This is a genomic window from Rufibacter soli, from assembly GCF_054781795.1.
Genome location: NZ_BAAGTS010000005.1, coordinates 656,823 through 679,979, shown reverse-complemented (window position 1 = coordinate 679,979; position 23,157 = coordinate 656,823). Strand labels below are relative to the sequence as shown.

At 53.4% G+C, this 23,157-nt stretch carries 16 protein-coding genes; 10 read left to right on the top strand and 6 right to left on the bottom strand.

Translation table 11 applies throughout. The features are described 5' to 3' along the window. Positions 1-163: 163 nt before the first annotated feature. The 3 genes from ACYVJQ_RS17145 to ACYVJQ_RS17135 are packed head-to-tail and all read left to right on the top strand — an operon-like array spanning position 164 to position 2,521. Complete coding sequence (locus ACYVJQ_RS17145) at positions 164-958, top strand: class I SAM-dependent methyltransferase (protein ID WP_460894334.1); 795 nt, start codon at positions 164-166, stop codon at positions 956-958. Further along, a complete protein-coding gene (locus tag ACYVJQ_RS17140; RefSeq protein ID WP_460894333.1) occupies positions 955-1,839 on the top strand; it encodes a UbiA family prenyltransferase in 885 nt (294 codons plus the stop codon). The genes ACYVJQ_RS17145 and ACYVJQ_RS17140 overlap by 4 nt, the downstream gene beginning before the upstream one ends. Positions 1,840-1,897: 58 nt before the next feature. After that, entirely contained in the window at positions 1,898-2,521 is a 624-nt protein-coding gene (locus ACYVJQ_RS17135; RefSeq protein ID WP_460894332.1) for a hypothetical protein, read from the top strand. 258 nt (positions 2,522-2,779) lie between these two features. Here ACYVJQ_RS17135 and rho read toward each other — a convergent pair whose 3' ends face one another. Further along, the gene (rho, locus tag ACYVJQ_RS17130; protein ID WP_460894331.1) at positions 2,780-4,666 is read right to left on the bottom strand and encodes a transcription termination factor Rho; all 1,887 of its coding nucleotides are present in this window, start codon (positions 4,664-4,666) and stop codon (positions 2,780-2,782) included. Between the two features lie 278 nt (positions 4,667-4,944). Between rho and serS the strand changes: the two genes are divergently transcribed. Next, positions 4,945-6,222, top strand: coding sequence for a serine--tRNA ligase (gene serS, locus ACYVJQ_RS17125; RefSeq protein ID WP_460894330.1), 1,278 nt, complete (start codon positions 4,945-4,947; stop codon positions 6,220-6,222). 802 nt (positions 6,223-7,024) lie between these two features. Here the strand turns inward: serS and ACYVJQ_RS17120 are convergent. The 3 genes from ACYVJQ_RS17120 to ACYVJQ_RS17110 all read right to left on the bottom strand — a co-directional run bounded on the left by ACYVJQ_RS17120 (position 7,025) and on the right by ACYVJQ_RS17110 (position 10,157). Beyond that, positions 7,025-7,285: a glutaredoxin family protein gene (locus tag ACYVJQ_RS17120; protein ID WP_460894329.1), complete on the bottom strand. Its 261-nt coding sequence runs from the start codon at positions 7,283-7,285 to the stop codon at positions 7,025-7,027. 73 nt (positions 7,286-7,358) lie between these two features. Further along, positions 7,359-8,375 carry a glycosyltransferase family 9 protein gene (locus ACYVJQ_RS17115; protein ID WP_460894328.1) on the bottom strand — a complete coding sequence of 339 codons (1,017 nt, stop codon included), beginning with the start codon at positions 8,373-8,375 and terminating at the stop codon, positions 7,359-7,361. A 396-nt stretch (positions 8,376-8,771) separates the two neighbouring features. Beyond that, complete coding sequence (locus ACYVJQ_RS17110; RefSeq protein WP_460894327.1) at positions 8,772-10,157, bottom strand: M28 family peptidase; 1,386 nt, start codon at positions 10,155-10,157, stop codon at positions 8,772-8,774. Between the two features lie 379 nt (positions 10,158-10,536). Between ACYVJQ_RS17110 and ACYVJQ_RS17105 the strand changes: the two genes are divergently transcribed. After that, a complete protein-coding gene (locus ACYVJQ_RS17105) occupies positions 10,537-12,096 on the top strand; it encodes a protein adenylyltransferase SelO (protein WP_460894326.1) in 1,560 nt (519 codons plus the stop codon). A 390-nt stretch (positions 12,097-12,486) separates the two neighbouring features. Here the strand turns inward: ACYVJQ_RS17105 and ACYVJQ_RS17100 are convergent, their stop codons facing one another. Then, positions 12,487-13,482, bottom strand: coding sequence for a DUF1028 domain-containing protein (locus ACYVJQ_RS17100; RefSeq protein WP_460894325.1), 996 nt, complete (start codon positions 13,480-13,482; stop codon positions 12,487-12,489). Positions 13,483-13,734: 252 nt separating this feature from the next. Between ACYVJQ_RS17100 and ACYVJQ_RS17095 the strand changes: the two genes are divergently transcribed. Both ACYVJQ_RS17095 and ACYVJQ_RS17090 read left to right on the top strand, forming a co-directional pair. After that, positions 13,735-17,034, top strand: coding sequence for a VPS10 domain-containing protein (locus ACYVJQ_RS17095; protein ID WP_460894324.1), 3,300 nt, complete (start codon positions 13,735-13,737; stop codon positions 17,032-17,034). Positions 17,035-17,357: 323 nt separating this feature from the next. Further along, complete coding sequence (locus ACYVJQ_RS17090; protein ID WP_460894323.1) at positions 17,358-17,921, top strand: transposase; 564 nt, start codon at positions 17,358-17,360, stop codon at positions 17,919-17,921. Between the two features lie 307 nt (positions 17,922-18,228). Here ACYVJQ_RS17090 and ACYVJQ_RS17085 read toward each other — a convergent pair whose 3' ends face one another. Next, positions 18,229-19,875 (bottom strand): ABC-F family ATP-binding cassette domain-containing protein, encoded by a 1,647-nt coding sequence (locus ACYVJQ_RS17085; protein WP_460894322.1) that lies wholly within the window; start codon positions 19,873-19,875, stop codon positions 18,229-18,231. 262 nt (positions 19,876-20,137) lie between these two features. Here ACYVJQ_RS17085 and ACYVJQ_RS17080 point away from each other — a divergent pair, with 262 nt between their 5' ends. The 3 genes from ACYVJQ_RS17080 (at position 20,138) to ACYVJQ_RS17070 (ending at position 23,083) form a co-directional block, all read left to right on the top strand. After that, complete coding sequence (locus ACYVJQ_RS17080; RefSeq protein ID WP_460894321.1) at positions 20,138-20,629, top strand: hypothetical protein; 492 nt, start codon at positions 20,138-20,140, stop codon at positions 20,627-20,629. A 206-nt stretch (positions 20,630-20,835) separates the two neighbouring features. Further along, positions 20,836-22,503, top strand: coding sequence for a S8 family peptidase (locus ACYVJQ_RS17075; protein WP_460894320.1), 1,668 nt, complete (start codon positions 20,836-20,838; stop codon positions 22,501-22,503). A gap of 283 nt (positions 22,504-22,786) precedes the next feature. Then, positions 22,787-23,083 carry a hypothetical protein gene (locus tag ACYVJQ_RS17070; protein ID WP_460894319.1) on the top strand — a complete coding sequence of 99 codons (297 nt, stop codon included), beginning with the start codon at positions 22,787-22,789 and terminating at the stop codon, positions 23,081-23,083. Positions 23,084-23,157 lie beyond the last annotated feature (74 nt).

Genomic DNA, 23,157 nt, shown 5'->3' with positions numbered 1-23,157 from the left:
CTGTTTCTTTGAAGGGAAAGCTCAGTGGTGGCAGTTCCATTTTTGGGCATAGAACTGTTTTGAGGCCGTTTTTTGAAAAACAGGCGTAAAACAGGCGTAAAACAGCCGTGCTACCAAGAAATCACTTTAATGCGTATCTTTTCCCTTTCTCCCTCCATTCCTATTGAAACGTAGGTGGCAACTTTTTGAATTGGAAGACCAACCCTGGTTCCCGCACGCGGTGCGCCAGGGCATGATGGATGTACTGCGGTTCATGATCACGTGGCTGGGCATCTACAAACCCATTGTGCCCCTGCTACGCGATGCCCTGGCCCACACTCACCAAACCCACCTAGTAGATTTGTGCTCCGGGGCCGGGGGCGGCATCCAGCAGATATGGAAGGAGTTGGAAACCCAAACCAACCAAAAGATCACCATTACCCTCACCGACAAGTTCCCTAACCTAGAGGCCTACCAATACCTTTCCAGTCAAAGCAACGGAGCCCTGCGGTTTGTACCGGAACCCGTAGACGCCACGGCTGTGCCCCCGTCATTAACCGGTTTCAGGACGGTCTTCTCGGCATTTCACCACTTTCCGCCGGCGGCGGCCCAGGCTATTCTTAAAGATGCGGTGCGGCAGAACCAGGGTATTGGGGTATTTGAGGGGGCAGGTAAGCGCTGGCATGAGTTGCTGTTGGTGTGGCTGGTGTTCCCATTGCTCATTCTGCTCATCACACCCTTTATCAGGCCCTTTACCTGGAGCAGGCTTTTCTTTACCTATGTGTTGCCGCTTATTCCGGTGGGCACCGTGTGGGACGGGACAGTTTCCCTGTTGCGCATGTACACGCCGCAGCACCTGCAAACCATGGTAGACTCCCTACATGCGCCGCATTATACCTGGCATATTGGCCGGGCCCGGCACTGGAGTGGCACCGGGGTCTTGTATTTGATTGGATATCCTTCTAAACTGCAACCATGAACGCTTCCTGGCCAGATGCCTGGCGCCTGCTCCGCATCCCCTTCTCCCTGTTTTTGATGCCTATTTTCTGGTTCGCGCTGAGTGCGGCCCCGGAGGAGGTGACCCTATGGCGGGGGGCGGCGGTTTTCTTTATCCTGCATGGGCTGGTCTACCCGGCAAGCAACGGCTACAACTCTTACTATGACCGTGATGAAGGCAGCATTGGCGGCCTAAAACACCCACCCCAAGTCACCGAAAGCCTCTATTGGCTGGTACTGGCCTTTGATGGTTTGGCCGTAGTGCTATCTGCATTTCTCTCCTTGCCGTTTGCCGGTTTGGTGTTGGTGTATCTGCTGGTTTCCAAGGCCTATAGCTACACGGGCATAAGACTGAAACAATATCCGCTGCTGAGTACGCTGGTGGTGGTGACATTCCAGGGAGCGTTTACCTTTTTGATGGTGCAGGTGGGCATTGGGGTTTCGCAAGGCACCCTGTGGCAAAAAAACAATCTGCTGCTGGCTTTGGTGAGTTCGCTTTTCTTGTGTGGCTCTTACCCGCTCACCCAGGTGTACCAGCACCAGGAAGATGCCCGCCGCGGCGACCGCACCCTTAGCTTGCTCCTGGGTGTTACCGGCACGTTTCTTTTTGCCGCTATCAGTTTGCTGGTAGCTACCGCGCTGCTGCTTTACACCTATTGGCTCCGGGAGGAACAGGTGAACAGCCTTATTTTCCTGGGCTGCACTTTTCCGGTACTGGCGGTTTTTACGTGGTGGGTCTGGCAGGTCAGGCAATCCCTTAAGGCGGCTAATTTTGAGAATACCATGCGCATGAACAAGGTTTCCTCGTTGAGCATGAGCCTGGCATTTGGGCTGATGTTGGCCTGGCATTTCTGGGCAAGGTAATCAGGCCAACTATGCCAGCGGAGGCACGTACCTATTTGGAGATTCTTTTCCTAAAAACATGCGTAAAACGCTTTTCTCTCTGGTGGCCCTGTTAGCCTTTGCCTCTGCTTGCCAACCTTCAACAGAGGAGAACACCACCACCACCGTGTCTAAATCAGGCTCCACCAAGACAACCACTACCCGCACCAAAGGCCAGAAGCCAGATAAGAAAAACAAAGCCATTCAGCATATTGTGCAGCGCACCCATGCCTTCTCCTCGCCAGACCAGCCAGACTATTTCCGGTTGGCCCTGCACGGAGATGCCGTAACCAGCGGTCAGGTAGAATTCACCGTCACCACCCATGATGGCCAGAAAATCTATGAGGAGCATTTCCCGGCCGCCGACCTGGAAGCCAGTATGGTCTATGAGATGAAAACACCCACGGCCAGCGCTTCAGAGCGTGAAGCCTACATCCTGAAACGGATGGAGGAGTTTTTCCTGCCGGCTAATTTCATCACGCCCGCTATTGCCCAAGGGGCTTCCCCTCCCACCGATCTTTCTAAGGAAGCCGCCTGGAAAAGAATCCAAGCCAACCCTGGTTCTATAGGGTTCAAATATTTGCTGGGGAAAGAAGATGGGCGTTTGCTGGCGTATGACCCTGCACAGAAAAAAGCAGTGCGGTACGGCAGTTTCGGTGGGTAAGCTGGGTTAGTGTTTTGTCGTTTAGTAAAACTATTTTCTCCTAACCTACTTTCTTCACAACTTCCCGTTTTTGTCTATCCGCTGGCGCTAGAAAAAAGTCTCGCGCTATTTGCTTCCTGCGTTTTGAGGCTATTTTCCCGAAAACAGGCCCAAAACGCAAAAGACTAAAAAAGAGAAGGCCCCGCAGATTTCTCTACGGGGCCTTCTGAGTATAACGCCAAATCTAAAATCCAGCGTCTAGAATCTAAAGTCTATCACTTAGCTGTTCATGGAGATCAGGAACTCATCATTGTCCTTGGTGCCTTTCATGCGGTCTTTCAGGAACTCCATGGCTTCCACAGAATTCATGTCAGACATGAACTTACGCAGGATCCAAACACGGCTGAGTTCGTCGCGGTCCATAAGGAGGTCTTCGCGACGGGTACCAGATGCCGGAACGTCAATGGCTGGGTACACACGCTTGTTGGCCAGCTTTCTGTCCAGCTGAAGCTCCATGTTACCGGTTCCTTTGAACTCTTCAAAGATTACCTCATCCATTTTAGAGCCGGTCTCAATCAGGGCGGTAGCGATAATGGTTAAAGAACCACCGTTTTCTACGTTACGGGCCGCCCCGAAGAAGCGCTTAGGTTTGTGCAAGGCGTTGGCGTCTACCCCACCAGATAGGATTTTACCGGAAGACGGCACCACGGTATTATACGCACGGGCCAGACGGGTAATAGAGTCCAGGAGAATAACCACATCATGGCCACACTCTACCATGCGCTTGGCTTTGTCCAGTACAATGCTGGAGATTTTCACGTGGCGCTCGGCCTGCTCGTCAAAGGTAGAAGCAATCACCTCGGCGTTTACGCTGCGGGCCATGTCTGTTACCTCCTCGGGGCGTTCGTCAATCAAGAGGATCATTAGGTATACTTCCGGGTGATTCTCTGTAATGGCGTTGGCTATCTCCTTCAGCAACACCGTTTTACCGGTCTTGGGTTGTGCCACAATCAAACCACGCTGGCCTTTACCAATAGGGGCAAAAAGGTCCATGATGCGGGTAGAATATTGGCTGGAGCGGGTAGTTAGTTTCAGGCGTTCCTCTGGAAACAAAGGCGTTAAGTGCTGGAAAGGAATGCGGTCCCGGATCTCCTCAGTGGTACGTCCGTTCACGGAGTCTACTTTGAGCAGGGCGAAGTATTTCTCGCCTTCTTTAGGCGCACGAACGGTTCCTTTTACAGTATCTCCGGTCTTTAAACCAAATAATTTGATCTGCGACGGGGATACATAAATATCATCTGGGCTAGCCAGGTAATGGTAGTGCGAAGAACGCAGAAAGCCGTAGCCATCTTGCATTAATTCCAGGACGCCTTCGTTGGCGATAACGCCGTCAAACTCCTTGAAGGTAAGCGCATTGGCATTCCCCTGTGGCTGGCGGCCCTGTTGTTGGGGCTGCTGCTCCCGGCGGTTCTGCCAATTAGGGTTGTTTTCGCGGCCGCCTTCACGGGGCTGGCCATTTTCACGCGGTTGGGCATTATCACGGGGCTGGTTGCCTTCGCGGGGCTCTCTGGGCGTGTTTTCCCTTGGTTCGCGGTTATTGTTGTTTTCCCGGGGCTGTGCGTCTCTTCCTTCACGTTGCTCTCTTGGCTCACGGGTAGGCCGCTCTGCGTTGTCACGGGGCTGAGAGTCGCGCTGCTCCCGGCTCTCTCTTGGCTGAAACTCACGCGGTTGCATGCGGTTCTCGCGGGGTTCACGGGCCTCAGGCCGCGCCTCGCGGGTTTCTTCTCTGGGGGCACGGGCTACGCGGGGTCTTTCTTCACGGGCAGCAGGGGCGCGTTCCGTCCTGGCAGGGCGGGCCGGGGCCGTACGTGCCGGTCTTTCTTCTGTAGGGGCAGGTGCCGCTTCTGGGGCTTCTACCGCCTGGGGAGCCTCTGGGGCCGCCACCTCTGCCACTGGTTCAGAAGTTACTTCTGGTTCGCCTGCCACACGAGCCGCTTTTTTATATTTTTTGGGGAGTTGTTCTACCGGAGTGATAGCTTGCTGGTCCAGGATTTTATAAACCAGGTCTTGTTTGCTGAGTTTCTTGAAGTTGGTCACGCCGAGGTTTTCAGCAATTTCTTTGAGCTCTGAAAGAAGTGAATCTTTCAACTCGTCAATGTTATACATAAATAGAAATAATTAGCTATTCGGTTTTAAAGCATAGCGGTTGCAGAGCGCAACAGACAGACGGATAAAAACAGGAAATTGAGTGAAGTAAGATCTAATGAAGAACCAGTGATGGCGGTCGTTCTGAAAATGTACTGCAATGATAGACAGCCCTGCTCTTATTTACAAGCAATACGAGTTTTTTTATATAAAAAGTTACACATATTTTCATAAAAACACATGCTTTGCCTAAGCCTATTCAAAATATTCTATTTTTGCGTTAGATAACCAGAAGCACCATGTTACAGATCCCCGTTTTACGCGAGCAGACAGACCACGTTATTGCCGGTTTAGAGAAAAGAAACTTCCGCAACGCGGCCCAGGAAGTACAATCCATCCTGGACCTGGACCAGAAACGCCGCTCCCTGCAAACCGAGCGGGACGAGCTCCTGGGCCGGGCCAACGCCCTGGCTAAGGAAATTGGCGGCCTGATGAAAAGCGGCCAGAAAGAACAGGCCGAAGCGCTCAAAACCGAGACCGCCGACCTGAAACTCCGCACCAAGGCCTTAGACGAAGAAGTACAGCAACTGGAGCAAGACCTGCAGCAAGCGCTCTACAAGTTGCCCAACATTCCACACCACAGCGTGCCCGCCGGAAAGTCTTCTGAAGACAACGAAGTAGTGCTGGAGCACGGCTCCATTCCTGATTTATCAGAAAGCGCCGCCCCTCACTGGGATCTAATCAAGCAATATGACATCATAGACTTTGACTTAGGCAACAAGATCACCGGTGCCGGTTTTCCGGTGTACAAAGGCCAAGGTGCCAGATTGCAGCGCGCCCTCATCAACTTCTTTTTAGAGGAGGCCCTTGCCGCCGGCTACACCGAGGTACAACCACCCATCATGGTGAACGAGGCTTCTGGTTACGGTACCGGTCAACTCCCCGACAAAGAAGGCCAGATGTACCACGCCGTGGCCGATAACCTCTACCTCATCCCCACCGCCGAAGTACCCATCACCAACCTGTACCGCGACGAGATCATCGCCGAAGGCAAGCTGCCCATCAAAAATGTAGGCTACACGCCTTGCTTTAGAAGAGAGGCCGGTTCCTGGGGTGCTGATGTGCGCGGCCTGAACCGCCTGCACCAGTTTGACAAAGTGGAAATAGTACAGATTCAGGCCCCGGAGAAATCCTATGAAGCCCTGGAGCAGATGAGCCAGTACATTCAGGGCCTGCTCCAGAAGCTAGAACTCCCCTACCGTGTGCTGCGCCTTTGCGGCGGCGACATGGGCTTCACCTCGGCCCTTACTTATGACATGGAAGTGTACTCCGCGGCCCAGGGCCGATGGCTGGAAGTAAGCTCTGTGTCCAACTTTGAGACCTTCCAGGCCAACCGCCTCAAACTGCGCCAGCGCACCGAGGGCGGAAAGCCCCAGCTCCTGCACACCCTCAATGGCAGTGCCCTGGCCCTGCCTCGTATTGTAGCGGCTTTATTAGAGAACAACCAAACTCCTGAAGGCATCAAGTTACCTAAAGCCCTGCACCGGTTTACCGGGTTTGAGATGATCACCAAATAATGGTATAGGTTTCAAAGGCGTTTTAGGCTTGTTTTATGAAAAACAGGCTTTAAATAGGAAGGATAGGGAAGCCCTCGCAGATATGATTTGCGAGGGCTTTTTTTTGTAGGAAGAATTTGCGTTTGCCTTTATGGGCGGCTCGCTCTGGTTCAAGTTTTTAACTTGGACCCACTATGGTGGGAAGTTTGCAACTTCCCTGGGGCGTCAGCCCCATCCCAAGCGTTCCACTTTCCCGTCGTCCGCCGTTGTTGGTGTTCTCACCAACGACCAAAACTGCCTCTCCATTGGCAACTGCCTTTCTGTATACTCCTTCCCGCATTACTGCTTCCGGTTAACCCTTGGATTGTCTGCTTGTCTAGGGCTTCATGAACTTTTTTGTTTCATCTTCTCTCTCCGAGCGCTCACGGCCGCGAGGCCCCGCCTTCCGCCCTCGCGCTGTACCCTCTCGCCTGGCCCCGCAGGGCCTGCCGCTGCCGCGGCACCGGGTCGAGTGCTAGGCGCACTGCCGAAAGGCTGGAAACGGAAAATGCATGGTTTTATAGTTTAAAGAGACATTGATAGGTAAAGTCGTTTTAGGCACGTTTTAGGGAAAACAGGGTCAAAACGAAACAACACTTACTAAGCGCAGACTCTCCCCTTGAGGGGAGCAAAGAGGGGTGTTTACACAGGCGATCTTTCTCACCCCCATTAAGAAATTGCCTATCAACCAGTAAGTATAGCGCTACCGTTTACACTATGTACAACAAAGGCTCACGCATTTGGTGAAGAGATACTCAAACTGTCCCTATGCCTAAAAATACAATTACTTACTATCTCCTTTATTGTCAGATAGCGCCTTATCCAGTTCTTCTGGCGATGGGTTTTTCATGGGGGTACTCTCCCCTATTACCACCATGGGGAAGCGCACCCTGCCGCGGTTCATGTCTTTGATGGCTTGCATGGCCTGGTCGCTTTCTTCTACATTCACGTAGTCAAAGTCGATGTCTTTCTCCTCAAAGTAGCTTTGAATGGCTATGGTCTTTTTGCACCAGTCGGCGCCGTACAGGATAGGTTTAGATGCCATAAGCGATCAAGTTTGTTATGCCGCTTTAACGGCTTTTCCTGAAAACAGGCTAAATACGCGCTTGGCTTTTCGGCTATCCAGCTGGACTTACCTCGGGGAGCTCAAAATTGAACTGGATCTCGCGCATGCACCGGAAGTGGCCTTGGGGACATTTAGCATAGCCAATTTTGGAGCAGGGCCGACAATACAGGTTCTTCACTTCCAGCACCTCAAAATCCTGTGTGTAGGGATACATGCCAAACTCGGGCACCGTGTTGCCCCAGATGCTGTAGATCTTCTTTTTAAAGGCCGCCGCAATGTGCATGAGCCCGGTGTCATGGCTGAACACCGCCCGGGCCTGCCGCACCAAAGAAGCCGATCCGTTCAGATTGTACTTTCCGGCTGCGTTGTAAATAATAGTGTTTTTAGGCTCCGTGGAAGGCAGCGAAAGGTAGGGCTGCGTAGTGAAATAGACTTCTATCATCTTGGCCACCGGCACATCTTCTTTGCCGCCCAGCAGCACTATAGGGCCGTTAATTTTCTCGCAGAGCTCTATCAGGCGGTCAATGGGCAGGCGTTTGGTGTAGTGCTGCGCCCCAATGGCAATAGCGTAATAGCCATTTTGATGCGTGACCGGCAGCGTATTCAGGTCTACCTCGTCTTTCTCCGGAATGAAATAATCCAACCCTTGCCCGTCGTTCTGCACGCCCAGCGAAGCCGCCGTGGCCAGGTAGCGGTCCACAATGTGCACCTTGGGCATCTGGTTGATCTTGAACTTCACCAGCAGCCATTTCTGGTAGTTAAGCTTGTTGAAGCTGCGGTGCGGGCGGCCCAGGCGGGCTTTCATGATGCGGGTGCGCAGGTTGTGGTGCAGGTCCAGCACCAGGTCATAGTTTTCGGCCTTGAGCTGCGCCAACAAGTCTTTGAGCGAGTTCTCCAGGCAGAATACCTTGTCTACGTAGGGGTTGCTGGCAATAATGTTTCTAAAGGCGGCCTTGGTGCAGAAATGAACCTCGGCGCCCGGCACCTGCTGCTTCACGCACCGGATAACCGGCGTGGTGAGCACAATGTCGCCAATGGAGGAGAACCGGATAATGAGGATTTTTTTCACGCGCCTGCCGTTTGTTGCCGCGGCAAAGGTACGGGTTGCCCGGGAGATTTCCTGCGGGAAGGGGCGGTTCTGTTTTAGGGCCGTTTTCTGAAAAACGCACTGAAAACGGCTGGGATGGAAAGGGACTACATCCAGGCCGCAAACTTTCAACTTTGATCTTTTATAGTAGGTCCTTTCCCCTCTTTGTCATCCTGAATGGATCTTGGTAGCGAATGATAATGACATTTACTCCAACGCTTTTCTAGCTGGCCCACAAGATCCATTCAGGATGACAAAGAGGAGAGGAAGTGAATGTAAAAGAAAAGTCATCAACAAAGCAGCTCGCTTAGAGGCACTTTATTGATGACTTTTTATTTGCTTATAGTTACTAGTAACTTGAGACTAATCACTAACCTCCTACAACCCATATTTATCAATCAAATACACCAGAGCGGCCATAGAGGCGCCGCCCAGTTCCAACTCCCTCCGGTTTACCTTGTCAAAGGTGTCGTTGGCGGTGTGGTGGATGTCAAAGTAGCGCTGGGAATCTGGGCGGAAGCCGATCAGGGCCACGCGGCCATCTTTGAGGGGACCAATGTCGGCGCCGCCGCCGTTGCGGTCAATATCATGCAGACCATAAGGGGCCAGCAACTGTTTCCAGCTAAGCGCTTTCTGGAAGGCCGGCTCAGTAGTGGCGCTTATCCCGAAGCCGCGGGGGGTGAACCCACCGGCGTCTGACTCAACGGCGGCAATATGCTTCTCGCCCTGCTTTTTTGCTACCTCGGCGTACTTGGTGCCGCCACGAAGGCCGTTCTCCTCGTTCATGTACATGACGGCCCGTATGGTACGCTTGGGTTTGTAACCCATGGCCTTCATCAGGCGCAGCACTTCCATGGACTGCACGCAGCCGGTGCCGTCATCATGGGCGCCTTCGCCAATGTCCCAGCTGTCCAGGTGGCCGCCAACCACAATAATCTCGTCGGGTCTCTCAGAGCCTTTGATCTCGCCAATCACGTTGTAGCTGAGCACGTCTGGCAACCACTGCGGGTTCATGCGCAGGTGGAACTGCAGTTTTTCGTCTTCCTTCAGGAGCTTGGTCAAAAGATCAGCGCCTTTGCTGCTAATGGCCACCGCCGGAATCTTGGGGGCGTCCTCGGCATATTTCAAGCCTCCGGTATGCGGGAAATCATCACTGTTAGAGGCCATGGAACGGACCACCACGCCCACCGCGCCCAACTTAGCGGCCTCAGAGGGCCCGCTGGAGCGCTGGTCTACGGCATCACGGTAGGCAAGACCCGTGGTAATGTGCGTCTGGTTGAAGGCCCGGTTAAAGAAGACAATCTTGCCCTGCACTTTTTTCTTGCCCAGCTTCTTGAGTTCGTCAATGCTTTGCACCTCCAATACCTCGGCGGTAAGGCCGTTGGCGGGGGTGGCCACGGAGCCGCCCAAGGCCAGCACGTTCACCTCGCGGGTGGGGCTGATCCTGGAGTTCACAATGGCCGCGTATTCTTTGTCGCCACGCACCCAGTGGGGCACCATCACTTCTTGCAGGTACACACGGTCCAGGCCCATTTTCTCCATCTCCTGGCGGGCCCATTCCACGGCGGCGGCGGCTTGCGGCGATCCGCTGAGGCGGGCACCTATGCGGCTGGTGAGGTAGCGCAGCTGCTCATAGCTCTGGCCCTGGGTAAGCGCCTGGTCATATATTTTCCTGATGTGCAGGGAATCCTGGTTCTGGGCCGAAACCCCCAGCGGAAGGGCCAGCGCTGCAGCCAGCGCCCAATGTTTGAAGAGAGATTGCATGTTTGGTTAGAGTGGTTTGTGCGAAAGTCCAAATTATACAATTCGGCGTGAAAAGCGGCAATGCGGGCGGCAACTTTTTAGCCTGCCCGTTCCTCTGCTCCACGGCTTGCTTTTAAAACCATTGGATAATGAGGTGCCTGGTATCCTGTGGGTAATTTCCAAGGCAGTGGTTCCCAAATGAAATGGCCTTACTTTTACCCCATTATTACGTTAATGCCTACGTTGCCAGAAAGGCCCGCTCAAGGGGTATATTTTTGAACTATCCCAGGGTAGAAGGCCTTTTCAATTAGGGAACAATGGAATTCAACTTTAACCTTTTCCTGCCCTTTCCCCTCTCACAGAGTGGAAAAAACAACGGGGCCGGCACATCCAATAACCTATGCAGAGCTTACTTTCAAAAGAATATAAAAACGAGTTTGTCAAGACCTTCCCCGGCGATGCCAGCGGCAACAAAACGCCTCGCCAAACTCCGGGAGTGCTGTACAGCAAAACCACGCCCACGCCGGTAAAGCTGCCGGTGCTGCTGGCCTGGTCAGAGGACCTGGCGCAGGAATTAGGCATCTCCAAGCCCGAAACCCAGCCAGAGATTGACATTCTGGGTGGGAACTTGGTCACGCCTTCCATGCAGCCCTACGCCGCCTGCTACGCCGGGCACCAGTTCGGCAACTGGGCCGGCCAGCTAGGCGACGGCCGCGCCATTACCCTAGCCGAGTGGGAAGCCCCCGACGGCAAAAACTGGGAGTTCCAGCTCAAGGGCGCCGGCCCCACCCCCTACTCCCGCCGCGCAGACGGGCGGGCGGTGCTCCGTTCCTCAGTGAGGGAATATCTCATGAGTGAGGCCATGCATTACCTGGGCGTGCCCACCACCCGGGCCTTGAGTTTGGTAGGCACCGGCGAGAAGATTGTGCGCGACATGTTCTACAACGGCAACCCCGCCTATGAGCCTGGCGCCGTGGTCATGCGCGTGGCACCCACTTTTCTGCGCTTCGGGAGTTTTGAGATGCCCGCCGCCCGCAAGGAACTGGACAACCTGAAAAAATTGGTTGACTGGACCATTGACCGCTATTATCCGCACCTGCGGGGCGAAGGCCGAGTATTGGCCTGGTTCAAGGAGATGGTGGAGAAAACGGCGCACCTGATGGTGGAATGGATGCGGGTAGGCTTTGTGCACGGCGTCATGAACACTGATAACATGTCCATTCTGGGCCTTACCATTGACTACGGCCCTTACTCCTTCCTGGACAACTACGACCTGCGCTTCACCCCCAATACCACAGATTTGCCGGGCCGCCGCTACGCCTTCGGGCAGCAGGCCACCATTGGCCAGTGGAACCTGGGTTGCCTGGCCAGCGCCCTGGCGCCGCTTTTCACCGGCACCGAGGAACTGGTAGCGGCCCTGGAAGGCTACGGCGATCTTTTCTACCAGAAGTACTACACCATGCTCGGGAATAAGCTTGGCCTGGATGAGGTAAAGGAAACAGACATGGAATTTATCACCCAACTGGAGAAAACCCTCTCTACGGTGCAGCCAGACATGACTATCTTCTACCAACTCCTCATTGACATGCCCCTGAACCTGCAGACCGAGGAAGAGATAGCAGCCTACTTCAAAGACAGCTTCTACGCGGAGCCGACAGCCAGCGAGCGCGAGGCCTTGCATGAGTTTATCACCGCCTATATCACCCGCCTCAACGCCAATACTACTCCGCGTGGGGAAGCCCAGGAACGTATGCGCCAGGCCAGCCCCCGGTTTATCCTGCGTAACTATCTCCTGCATCAAGCAATTGAGGAACTGGAGAAAGGCGAAGACACGCTGTTTAAAAAGCTGCAGGAAGCCATGAAAACTCCATATTCAAAAGAGAATGATGAGTTCTTTGCCAAACGCCCCGACTGGGCCAGCCAGAAAGCCGGCTGTTCCATGTTGTCTTGCAGTTCTTAATTAACCAATGACTAGAGCAGCATATGAAGGGTAAAAAAGGAAAGGGTGAGCTATACAGATAGCACCCCCTTTCCTTTTTTACTATTCCTGGTTCAAGTTTTCAACTTGGACCTACTATGGCGGGAAGTTTTCAACTTCCCTGAGGCGCTAGCCTCAATTGGCGATTTCCCTTTTGGGCCTGTTTTTGGAAAAACGGGCTTAAAACAGATTTTTAAAATAGAGAATATAATTCCAGTTCAATCAGAACATGGGGGCCACTACCGTTCGCCCACAAGATCCTTCCAGGATGACAAAAGAGAGGGAAGTATTCGCAATAATGCATTGTTGAATTTGCTATCATTTGCTACTTATACAAATACAGCAACCTGCTTTTGCTACCACTCCCTTTCCCTACTTCACCTCCAAAATCCGCTTCAAGTCTGCCGCAGAAACGGTGAGCAACCCAACCGGAGGAAGTCGCTCCGTTAAAACCCGCCAGTTGTTGTCTGCCTTGAAAACAGGCTGCAGGAGTTTGAGGGCTTCGTCTACTTTGCCGGTGTTGGCTAAGGTAATGGCGTGCCAGTACTGCATTTCCAGGTTGTTGGGCTGAAGTTGTTCGGCGGCGCTGTATTCTTTCATGGCCAGGGCCATGTCGTTTTTCTCTACGGCCAGGTCGCCGTTGTTCATGTGCTCGTAGGCGCGTTGCACGGTGAGTAGGCGGCGAAGTTCTTTCAGGGGCGCCTCGTGGTCATCTACCCGCAGGTCCACCAGGCGCTCGTTCCAGGGTTGCTTGTTGCTTTTGCCGGGTACCACAAGCAGGGCCGCAGATTGCCGTCCGCGTATGTCACCACCCTGGGCCTCGGCGGCATCCAGAGCCGCCAGTACCCGCTCGGCCAGAGGCAGGTGGGCCTTCTCCTGGAACGCTTTGGCCATGGCGGGCCATACCTTGTCTGAGAGCATCATGTTGGCCTGCACTGAGAAATCCTTGCCAGTGATGTGCCCCGCGTAGGTGATGCATTTGTTCCCGGTGTGGGTGGCCACGCCGCCTTTGGCGTCCAGAATGGTCACCTGGCGCACCTCGCGGCCGGTATCATCAGAAAGCAGAATCTTGAGTGTCTCTGCGGCAGATTTCCCTTGCTTCATGAGCGCCAGTCCCCGCAGCCCGAAGGATTTATTGGTGAATGACTGCGTGGCCACCACGCCAACCCCGGCCTCACCCCAACTCACCGACGTGCCCACCGAGAACCAGTGGCTTTGCACGGCCACGGCCATCTCACCGGTTTTAGGGTCGCGGGCCACAATGGAATAGGTATGCGCCAATGGTTCCTCGGGGTTAAATACCTGCGCCGTGGCGGCTGGTGCGGTAGCCAGCAGTCCCAGGCCAAAGAGTAAAAGAAGCTTCTTCATGGAAGTACGTGTTGCATGATTTACCTTGAAAGATAAGCAAAAAAGGATTCCCCTGGCGGCCGCGTCAACTGGCGCTTGAGCCAAAGGGCCGTGCAGGAAATACCTTGGGCAGCACGCCGCTTTTACAGCACTAAACCCGCAAGCCGTTTTAAGCCCGTTTTTCCCAAAACAGGTCTAAAACACAGGGGTTTCCAAACCTGCCAATTCTTGCTTACATTTAGCTTGCTATTCCAAACTACTCAAACAAACCCTATGATTAAACATTTACCTAAGCTCTTATGCCTTTCCTTGCTGGCGCTGGGGCAGGCGCAGGCGCAGCAATTGCCTATGGCACAGTTCGGGCAGATGAAGGCCCGCAGCATTGGCCCCGGCGTGATGAGCGGCCGCGTGACCGCCATTGACGCCGTGGTTTCCAACCCAGACATCATTTATGTGGGCGCGGCCTCCGGCGGCGTTTGGAAAAGCGAGAACGGAGGCACCACCTTCGCCCCCATTTTTGACGAGCAGCCCAATATCAACATTGGCGCCCTGGCCGTGCAGCAGAGCAACCCCAGCGTGGTGTGGGCCGGTACCGGCGAAGGCAACCCGCGCAACTCGGTGAACATGGGCAACGGCATCTACAAAAGCCTGGACGGCGGCCGCACCTGGAAACACATGGGCCTGGACAAGACCTTCAACATCCACCGCATTCTCATCAACCCTTCTAACCCAGACATTGTCTACGCGGGCGTGATTGGTCTGCCGTTTGGCGAGCACCCGGAACGCGGCGTGTACAAAACCACCAACGGCGGCCAGACCTGGCAGCGCATGCTGTTCACCAACGAGAAATCGGGCGTGGCCGAGATGATCATGGACCCCGTGAACCCCGACAAGCTGATCGTGGCCATGTGGGAACACCGCCGCACCCCCTGGGACTTCACCTCGGGCGGACCCGGCTCCGGGCTCTACATCACCTATGACGCGGGCAAGACCTGGAAAAAGAAAGGCGCAACAGACGGGCTTCCGGCCGGTAACTTCGGCCGTTTGGGCCTGGCCCAGAGCCGCAGCATGCCCGGCCGGGTGTACGCCCTGGTAGAGGCCACCAAAAACGGCCTGTACCGCTCAGACGACGGCGGCGAGAAATGGACCAAGGTCACCGAGGAGCCTTCCATTGTGACCAACCGCGCCTTCTACTTCAATGAGATCTATGTAGACCCCAAGAACGAGAACCGCATCTACATGCTCTACCAGCCGGTGGCCGTGAGCGAGGACGGGGGCAAGACCTTTACCGTGACCGCCTCCATGGACCAGGTGCACGCCGATCACCACGCCTTCTGGATCCACCCCGAGAACCCCAACCTGCTCCTGGACGGCAATGACGGTGGCCTGGCCATCAGCCGGGACCGGGGCAAGACCTGGAGCTTCCCCGAGACCCTGCCCCTGGGCCAGTTTTACCACATCAACGTAGACAACGAGGTGCCCTACAACGTGTACGGCGGCCTGCAGGACAACGGCTCCTGGACCGGACCTGGCTACACCTTTACCCGCGGCGGCATTAGAAACTACTACTGGCAGACGGTGCAGGGCGGCGACGGCTTTGACGTGGTGCCGGACCCCACAGATGCCCGCTACGGCTACGCCATGTCACAGGGCGGCAGCCTGGCCCGGTATGATAAAGTAACCGGCAACTCCTACATCGCCAAGCCCACCGCCCCTGACCTCAAAACCAAGCTGCGCTTCAACTGGAACGCGGCCATTGCCCTGGATCCCTTCAACAAGGCCGGCGTGTACTACGCCAGCCAGTACCTGCACGTGTCTTCAGACAAAGGCCTCACCTGGCAGACCATTTCCCCGGACCTGACTCGCAACAACCCCGCCCAGCAGAAGCAGCAGGAAAGCGGCGGCCTGAGCCTGGACATCACCTCAGCAGAGAACCACAACACCATTCTCACCGTGGCCCCCAGCACCCTGGAGAAAGGCGTGATCTGGGTGGGCACTGATGACGGCCACGTGCAACTCACCCGCGACGGCGGCAAGTCCTGGACCAACCTGCGTGACCGCCTGCCCGGCCTGCCGGCCGAAGCCTGGATCCCGCAGATTACCGCCTCCCGCCACTGGGCCGGCGAGGCGTTCGTGGTGGCCAACCATTACCGCTTCGGGAAGGATTTCAGCCCCTACGTGTACCGCACCGTTGACTTTGGCAAAACCTGGACCCGCCTGGTAGATGACAAGAAAGTGCGCGGTTACGCCCTCTCCTTCCTGCAGGACCCTTCCCAACCCAACCTCATGTTCACCGGCACCGAGCACGGCCTGTGGGTGAGCCTGAATGAGGGCAAGGACTGGACCCAGTGGACCCAAGGCCTACCTTCGGTTCCGGTCATGGACCTGGCCCTTCAGGAGCGCGAGGCAGACCTGGTGATCGGTACCTTCGGGCGCGCCGTGTACGTGCTGGACAACATCAGGCCGCTGCGCCAACTGGCTGCTACGGGCGGGAAGATGCTTGACAAACCAATGGCCGTGTTTGAGCCCTCGGCCGCCTATTTGGCCTCTTACTCCTCGGCGCCCGGCTACGGCTCTGATTCGGACAACCTTTACCAGGCCGCCAACAAATCGGCTGGGGCCACCATTCCCTACTACCTGAAACCCAAGGCTTCTACCCCGGCCCCTGGCCCGGCCAAGAAAGCCCCTACCAAGAAGAAATTACCCGCCACGGTCTTAAATGAGGAGTCTGGCACGCGCATGGCTACCTCTTTACCGGCCCGTGACAGCGCCGCTGCTCCGGCTGCGGCCCGTGGTCCTAAAGTAGACTCGGTGTTCGTGCGGGTCTATGATGAGCAGAATAGACACATCCGGACCATTTCCCAAAAACCAGATTCCACATTAGGCTTCCAGCGCATTACCTGGAACCTGACCGAACGCGGCATCAGACAGGCCGGTGGCGGAGGCGGTGGTAGAGGCCAGCGCCCTGGCGGTGAGCCTAGCGGAAGCCCGGTACTGCCCGGAAAATACAAATTGGTGATGCAATACGCCGGCACCAAGGACTCCACCTTTGTGAACGTGTTAGCTGATCCACGCATCCCTTACCAGAAAGAGAATGTGATTGCCCGCCGCCAGCAGTTGGAGCGCCTGAACAAAAGCACTCTGCAGCTGAATGACCTGCTAGACCGCCTGCAGCAAGCCTCTGACGCCACTGACGCCATCACCGGACAATTAAAGGTGGTTGGGGGCAAGGAGTCCGTTGAACTACAGCGCTCCACCAAAGCCATGCAGGATTCCATTAAAACGTACCGGGAATTCCTTCAGGGGAAAGGGCTTTCCCGTCAGGGTTACGGCCGTCCTACCCAACTCACGGCCCTCTCTAAACTACAGGAGGCCCGCTCTTATCTGGGTGGCCGCTCAGAGCCCCTCACCCAAACCGAGACGCAGCTGGTAGAGCAGGTGGAAACCCTTACCCAGGAAGCCGTAGGAAAGGTAAACTCCTTCTTCTCCACCATCTGGGCTGGCTACCGCCAGAAAATACAGTCTGCCAACCTAAGCGTATTTAAAGAGGAGAAAACCAAAGTGGTACTTTAAGCCTGTTTTGAGAAAAACGGCTCTAAAACGCCCCGCTGCTTTTTTTGCAGCGGGGCGTTTTGTTTTTAAAGGGATGTGTAGCGGCGTTACCCTGTAACGCCGTGGTGCTATGAAACAATAGTGCCTCTTCGCCAGATAGACCTTCCTTCAGGGCATTAAAAGTTGTTGCAAAAGTCAGTGTTGGTTATTTGTAACGATTCCGCTGCGTAGAGACACGGCGTTACAGGGTAACGCCGCTACTTTTTTTAGGGGTTTTGTCAATAAACAGGTAGGAACCAGGTATTTGGCCAATTCGTTTAAAGATTGCACCAGATACTATCCCTATGTCAAAATATGACACCTTCAGCAAAAACGCCCGCCGGCTAACCGGCTATGATTATCGGGGTGAAGGACTGTATTTCATCACTATCTGCACGCAAGACCGCTTTCCTTTTTTTGGTGAGGTAAAGGATGGCACCATGGTGCTTTCTGATGAAGGACATATTGCGCATGATTATTGGCTAGAACTGGAACAGCATTGGCCCGGTGTATTTCTCGGTGAATTTGTTGTCATGCCCAATCATCTCCACGGTATTATTGGATTAGAAGGAGTGATAGGGATTGATACGGTTTCCGGGAATAGTTTTCCCTTGCATAGTATTGCTCCAGTCTATAAAAATGCATACATGTCTAATATAGCGGCAAAGGCAGGATCCATTTCCCACATTGTTGGTTATTATAAGTCTATCTGCACCAAAATGATCAGGAGCGTAAGTACAGAGCCCTTCGGGTGGCAGCCCCGGTTCCATGACCGTATCATCAGGACCACACGCGAGTTACGCCTTATAGAAAATTACATCCTCTCAAACCCTGTTAATTGGCAAGAAGATCAATTCTATAAAGATTGAAATGTAGCGCCATTACCCTGTAACGCCGTGGTTCCAGGAAACAACGACCTCTCTCCCACTTAATTCCTCTATTCCCTGGCATTAAAATATTTTTATTACAAATGCCAGTGTTGGTAATTAGAACCGGATCTGCAGCGTAGTACCACGGCGTTACAGTGTAACGCCGCTACAGTGATTAATTCTTGTTTTGAGCCTATTTCCAGAAATAGACCCTCAAAACGCAATGGATTTAAAAGCTCCATAAATAAAAATCCCCACGCACCAGAGAGGCGCGTAGGGATTTTTTAGTTAACCCTTTGGCGGAAGCCTAGTTGGCTACAACCTTCCGCTCAATCTCTCTCAGGTTCTCTATTTTCTTGTTACGCAGGAAACCATTGATGTCTTCAAAGTGCTCTCTAATTCGCTTGTTCCCGAACTCAAATACCTTGGTGGCCAGCCCATCCAGGAAATCACGGTCGTGGGAAACCAGAATCAACGTGCCGTCAAAGGCCTTGAGGGCGTCTTTCAGGATGTCCTTGGTCTTGATGTCCAGGTGGTTGGTAGGCTCATCCAGAATTAAGAGGTTCACGGGCTGAAGCAAGAGCTTGATCATGGCCAGACGGGTCTTTTCGCCCCCAGACAGCATCTTCACTTTCTTCTCCACGGTATCGCCGCTAAACATGAACGCGCCCAGAATGTCTTTGATGCGGGTGCGCATGTCGCCCACGGCAATCTGGTCAATGGTCTGGAACACGGTCAGGTCCTCATCCAGCAGAGACGCCTGGTTCTGCGCGAAGTACCCGATCATGGAATTGTGGCCCAGCTGCAGTTTGCCGTCATAGTCAATCTCGCCCATAATGGCTTTGATGAGCGTAGACTTACCTTCACCGTTCTTGCCCACAAACGCAATCTTTTCGCCGCGCTCAATGGTCAGAGACGCATCTTTGAACACGGTATGATCACCGTATTTCTTGGTGAGTTCCTCTACAATAACAGGGTAATTACCCGAGCGCGGGGCGGGCGGGAATTTGAGGTTCAGCGCTGAGGTGTCTACCTCATCTACCTGAATAATCTCAATCTTCTCCAGCATTTTCACCCTAGACTGTACCTGCAGCGTTTTGGAATAGGTCCCTTTGAAACGATCTATAAATCCTTGAATATCCGCGATCTCTTTCTGCTGATCCTCAAACTGACGCTGCTGCTGCTCACGGCGCTCTTTGCGCAGTTGCAGGTATTGGCTGTAAGGTACCTTGTAGTCATAGATACGACCCATGGTCACCTCAATGGTGCGATTGGTAAGGTTATCCACGAAGGCCTTGTCGTGGGAAATCACGATTACGGCCTTGGCGTTGTTCATCAGGAAATCCTCCAGCCACTGCACTGACTCAATGTCCAGGTGGTTGGTAGGCTCATCCAGGAGAATCAAATCTGGTTTTTGCAGCAGGATCTTGGCCAGCTCAATGCGCATGCGCCAGCCCCCGGAGAACTCACTGGTAGAGCGCGTGAAATCTGAGCGTAGGAAGCCCAGGCCCAAGAGGGTTTTCTCTACCTCGGCGTCAAAGTTGATCTCTTCAATGGAGTAGTATTTCTCACTCAGCTCAGAGACGTCCTCAATAAGTTTCATGTAGGCGTCAGACTCATAGTCAGTGCGGGTTTCCAGCTGGGAGTTAAGGTCGTCCATCTGCCGCTTCATCTCCAGGATGCTCCCAAACGCCTTAGACGCTTCTTCAAACACGGTGCTCTCGTCTTTGGTAAGCAAATGCTGCGGCAGGTACGCGATCACGGCATCTTTAGGGGCAGATACCTTGCCGCGGGTTGGCTTGTTGACCCCGGCAATGATCTTGAGAAGGGTAGATTTTCCTGCGCCGTTTTTCCCCATCAGGGCTATCCGGTCACTTTCATTGATGTTGAAGGTAATGTTACTGAAAAGAGCCGCGCCGTTGAATTCAACAGCGACCGAGTCAACTGAAATCATGGTTTTCTAGAAATAAGACCGCAAAGATACTAGGATTTCCCTGATTAGTCCGAACTCAGGGTCCGTAAAAAGAGACCTGCGCCAGGGAGAATCCTATTGAAAAACCACAACACTGCCCGTGGCAGATTGGCTCCATTTCAGCCTAATTTTAGAAAATCAGGCTGAAAGCAATATCTCATAGAAATTATTAGTAAACGAAAGGTTAGGCGCTGCAACCTATTGGGCCTGAGCGGGGTCATCTAGTAAAGCCAAAGCGCCGCGTATGAAAAATATCCTCTACCCTTTTCTATTTTTACTTTTAACCATCAGTTGCACCTCAACAGACGAGATCTCTCCCGAACCAGAACCTTATAGCCCGGGCACCCTGGTTCCCTCGCAGGTCATTGGCCAATGGAAGCTGGTAAAAATGATGTATCGTGCTCAGATAGCTGGCCAACACCCTTCACCTCTTCGTTTGCCTTATGAGGAAATTCTCCAGCTGTACCCTGATAGTTCCATTATCAGGCACCGGGATGGCGTGAAAGCGACGGGGTCTTTTTCTATCAAAACATACCCCAACACCACAGAATGGCAAGTTTTAGTAAAGCTGGATGACCCCACGGTCGCCTTCCACACCATCGGTATCGGGGGTTATGACAAGATGTACCCTCAGGGCATGCCGTTGTGGAACGGAGAGAAGGAGTACCTTATGAATGATGCATCGGCCTCAGATGGGCCAATCGTGTATTACCAAAAAGTGCCAGCCACCAAGTAGCTGCCTTTGCTTTTAAGCCTGCCATCTTTTCAGGATTGTTTGGGGAAAAATTTGCTCCCCTTGGTTTGGCTGGTCAGCCAAGAAACCGGGGAGCTGCAGTAGCGGGTTACCCGAAATATTTGTATCTTTTCACAAAAGAACTTTTCCTTTAGGGCAAAACCTGCTGGGCTGTGTACGCTTGGAATGGTTTTTGCCGTTCCACTGCTATGACTATTCTTAAAAAGCCGATACAAAGAACCTCGGCCAGCCTGTTATTGGCTGTTTTTTTTGTGTTCCCGGTACTAGCCCAGGATGACCCTGTTTCCTCGGTTTCCTCCTTTGACAAAACCTTTGTGAATTGGCACAACCTGGACCCCACCAAAGATCAGGTGCAGGGCACCGGCGTAAACCGCGCCTACCAGGAGCTGCTGGTGAACAAGAAACCCAAGAAAACCATTGTGGTGGCCGTCATTGACAGCGGCATTGATATCTTCCATGATGAACTGAAAGGCAAGATCTGGACCAACCCCAAAGAGGTAGCCGGTAATGGTCAGGACGATGACGGTAACGGGTACGTGGACGATGTGCACGGCTGGGGTTTCCTGGGCAACGCCAAAGGCGAAAATGTGCGATATGAAACCTATGAATATGTGCGGCTGCTGAGAAAACTGGCGCCCACCTATCAGAACATCTCCTCCATAAAAGAGGTACCCCTAGCCCAGCAACCCGAATACAAAATCTACCATCAGGCCAAAGAGGCCTATGAGAAAGAGTTGGCCAAACACACTGCCACCAGAGCCTCCCTACAATCGTTTGAGAAGGCGCTGGTGACCGTACAGGGCATCCTGGGCGAGCACTTTAAATCCAATACCTACACGCTGGAGCAGGTAAAGCTGATTTCAACGGCAGATGAGCGTTTGCTGGCCGCCCGCGCCTGGTGGCTGGACGTGCACAGCAAGGGTCTGAGCGTAGAATCCTTCCAAAAGTTTAAGGAACACACAGACACTTTCCTGGACAAGCATCTGAACCTTAACTTCACCCCGCGCGCCCTGGTAGCCGACAACCCGGAATCTATCACAGACACCAAATACGGCAACAATGATGTGGTAGGCCCCCGGCCCAATCATGGCACCCCGGTAGCAGGGCTTATTGCCGGCTTGCGGGGCAACAACCTGGGCATAGACGGCATTGCCGAAGACATCCAGATCATGGCCTTACGGGCGGTGCCCGAAGGCGATGAGTATGACAAAGACATTGCCCTGGCCATCAGGTACGCGGTTGATAACGGGGCCAACATCATCAACATGAGCTTCGGGAAGAGCTTTTCACCCCAGAAATCTTTTGTGGACGAGGCCGTGAAGTACGCCGAATCTAAAAACGTGCTGCTAGTGCACGCCGCCGGTAATGAGGCCACCAACAATGACCAGGTAACGCACTACCCCAGCCGCGTGCTTTTAGACGGCAGCCAGATCAAATCCTGGATTGAAGTAGGCGCTACTTCTAGGCTTTTAGGCAAAGACCTAATTGGTGTGTTCTCCAACTACGGAAAACAGACGGTAGACTTGTTCGCGCCGGGTGTGGAGATTGTCTCCCTAGCCCCAGATAACAAGTACAACAAGATGGACGGTACCAGTTTCTCCAGCCCAGTGGTGAGCGGTGTGGCAGCCCTGGTGTGGTCGCACTACCCAGAGTTGTCGGCGGTAGAATTGAAAGAGGTGATTCTGAAGTCGGCTACCCTGCACCCCAAGGAAACTGCCACCTACCCCAACCTGGAGTCTAAGGACAGAAAACGCGCCAAGCTGGTTGACCTTTCCGCCACCGGCGGCATTGTCAATGCCTACAACGCCCTGATTCTAGCCGATAAGATGATGAAGCAAAAGAACGCGAAAAGCTAACGCAGTACCTTACGTATTCTTTATCCAGGACCGCCCCAGATGTCATTTCTGGGGCGGTCCTGTTTTAGGGCCGTTTTTAGAAAAACAGGCCTAAAACAGAACTCCACTTGCTGCGCCTGGACTTCCCGTGCAAATTCACTCTACAGCCACTAACGCCCGTTATTAAGATATTACAATACTAAAGGGTATTTTTTAGGGATTTTTTAACCAGATTAGAAAAGAACGAAATTAAGTCTATATTTGCCTCACCTTCCCTATCCACCCTTTATTATATAACTATAGAATGAAACGTTTACTCAAAAAAGTCATTACACCTTTCCTTCCTTCTTACAAGGTTGTGACCACCACCTACCAAATCATTCCAGGCCTGCCTATCACCAAAAAGCTGTCTTCGCATGCTTTTGACAAAGGCGCTGCCAAAGAAGCAAAGGAATTTTACGGCAAAGTGATTTCCTCAGAATTCACCAAGACACTGGCTCCGGTAGAGGTAAAATTGCGCGTGGCGGGCATCACGGTTAAGAAAACCCATTACGGCCCTATTCAGCACCTCAACAAGAAAAAGATCCAGTACCACGCCTAGTTTTGGCCCTGGGTGTACCCTCAAAAAAAGCCTTTCTGTTTACGAGCAGGAAGGCTTTTCTATTTCCTCAGCCT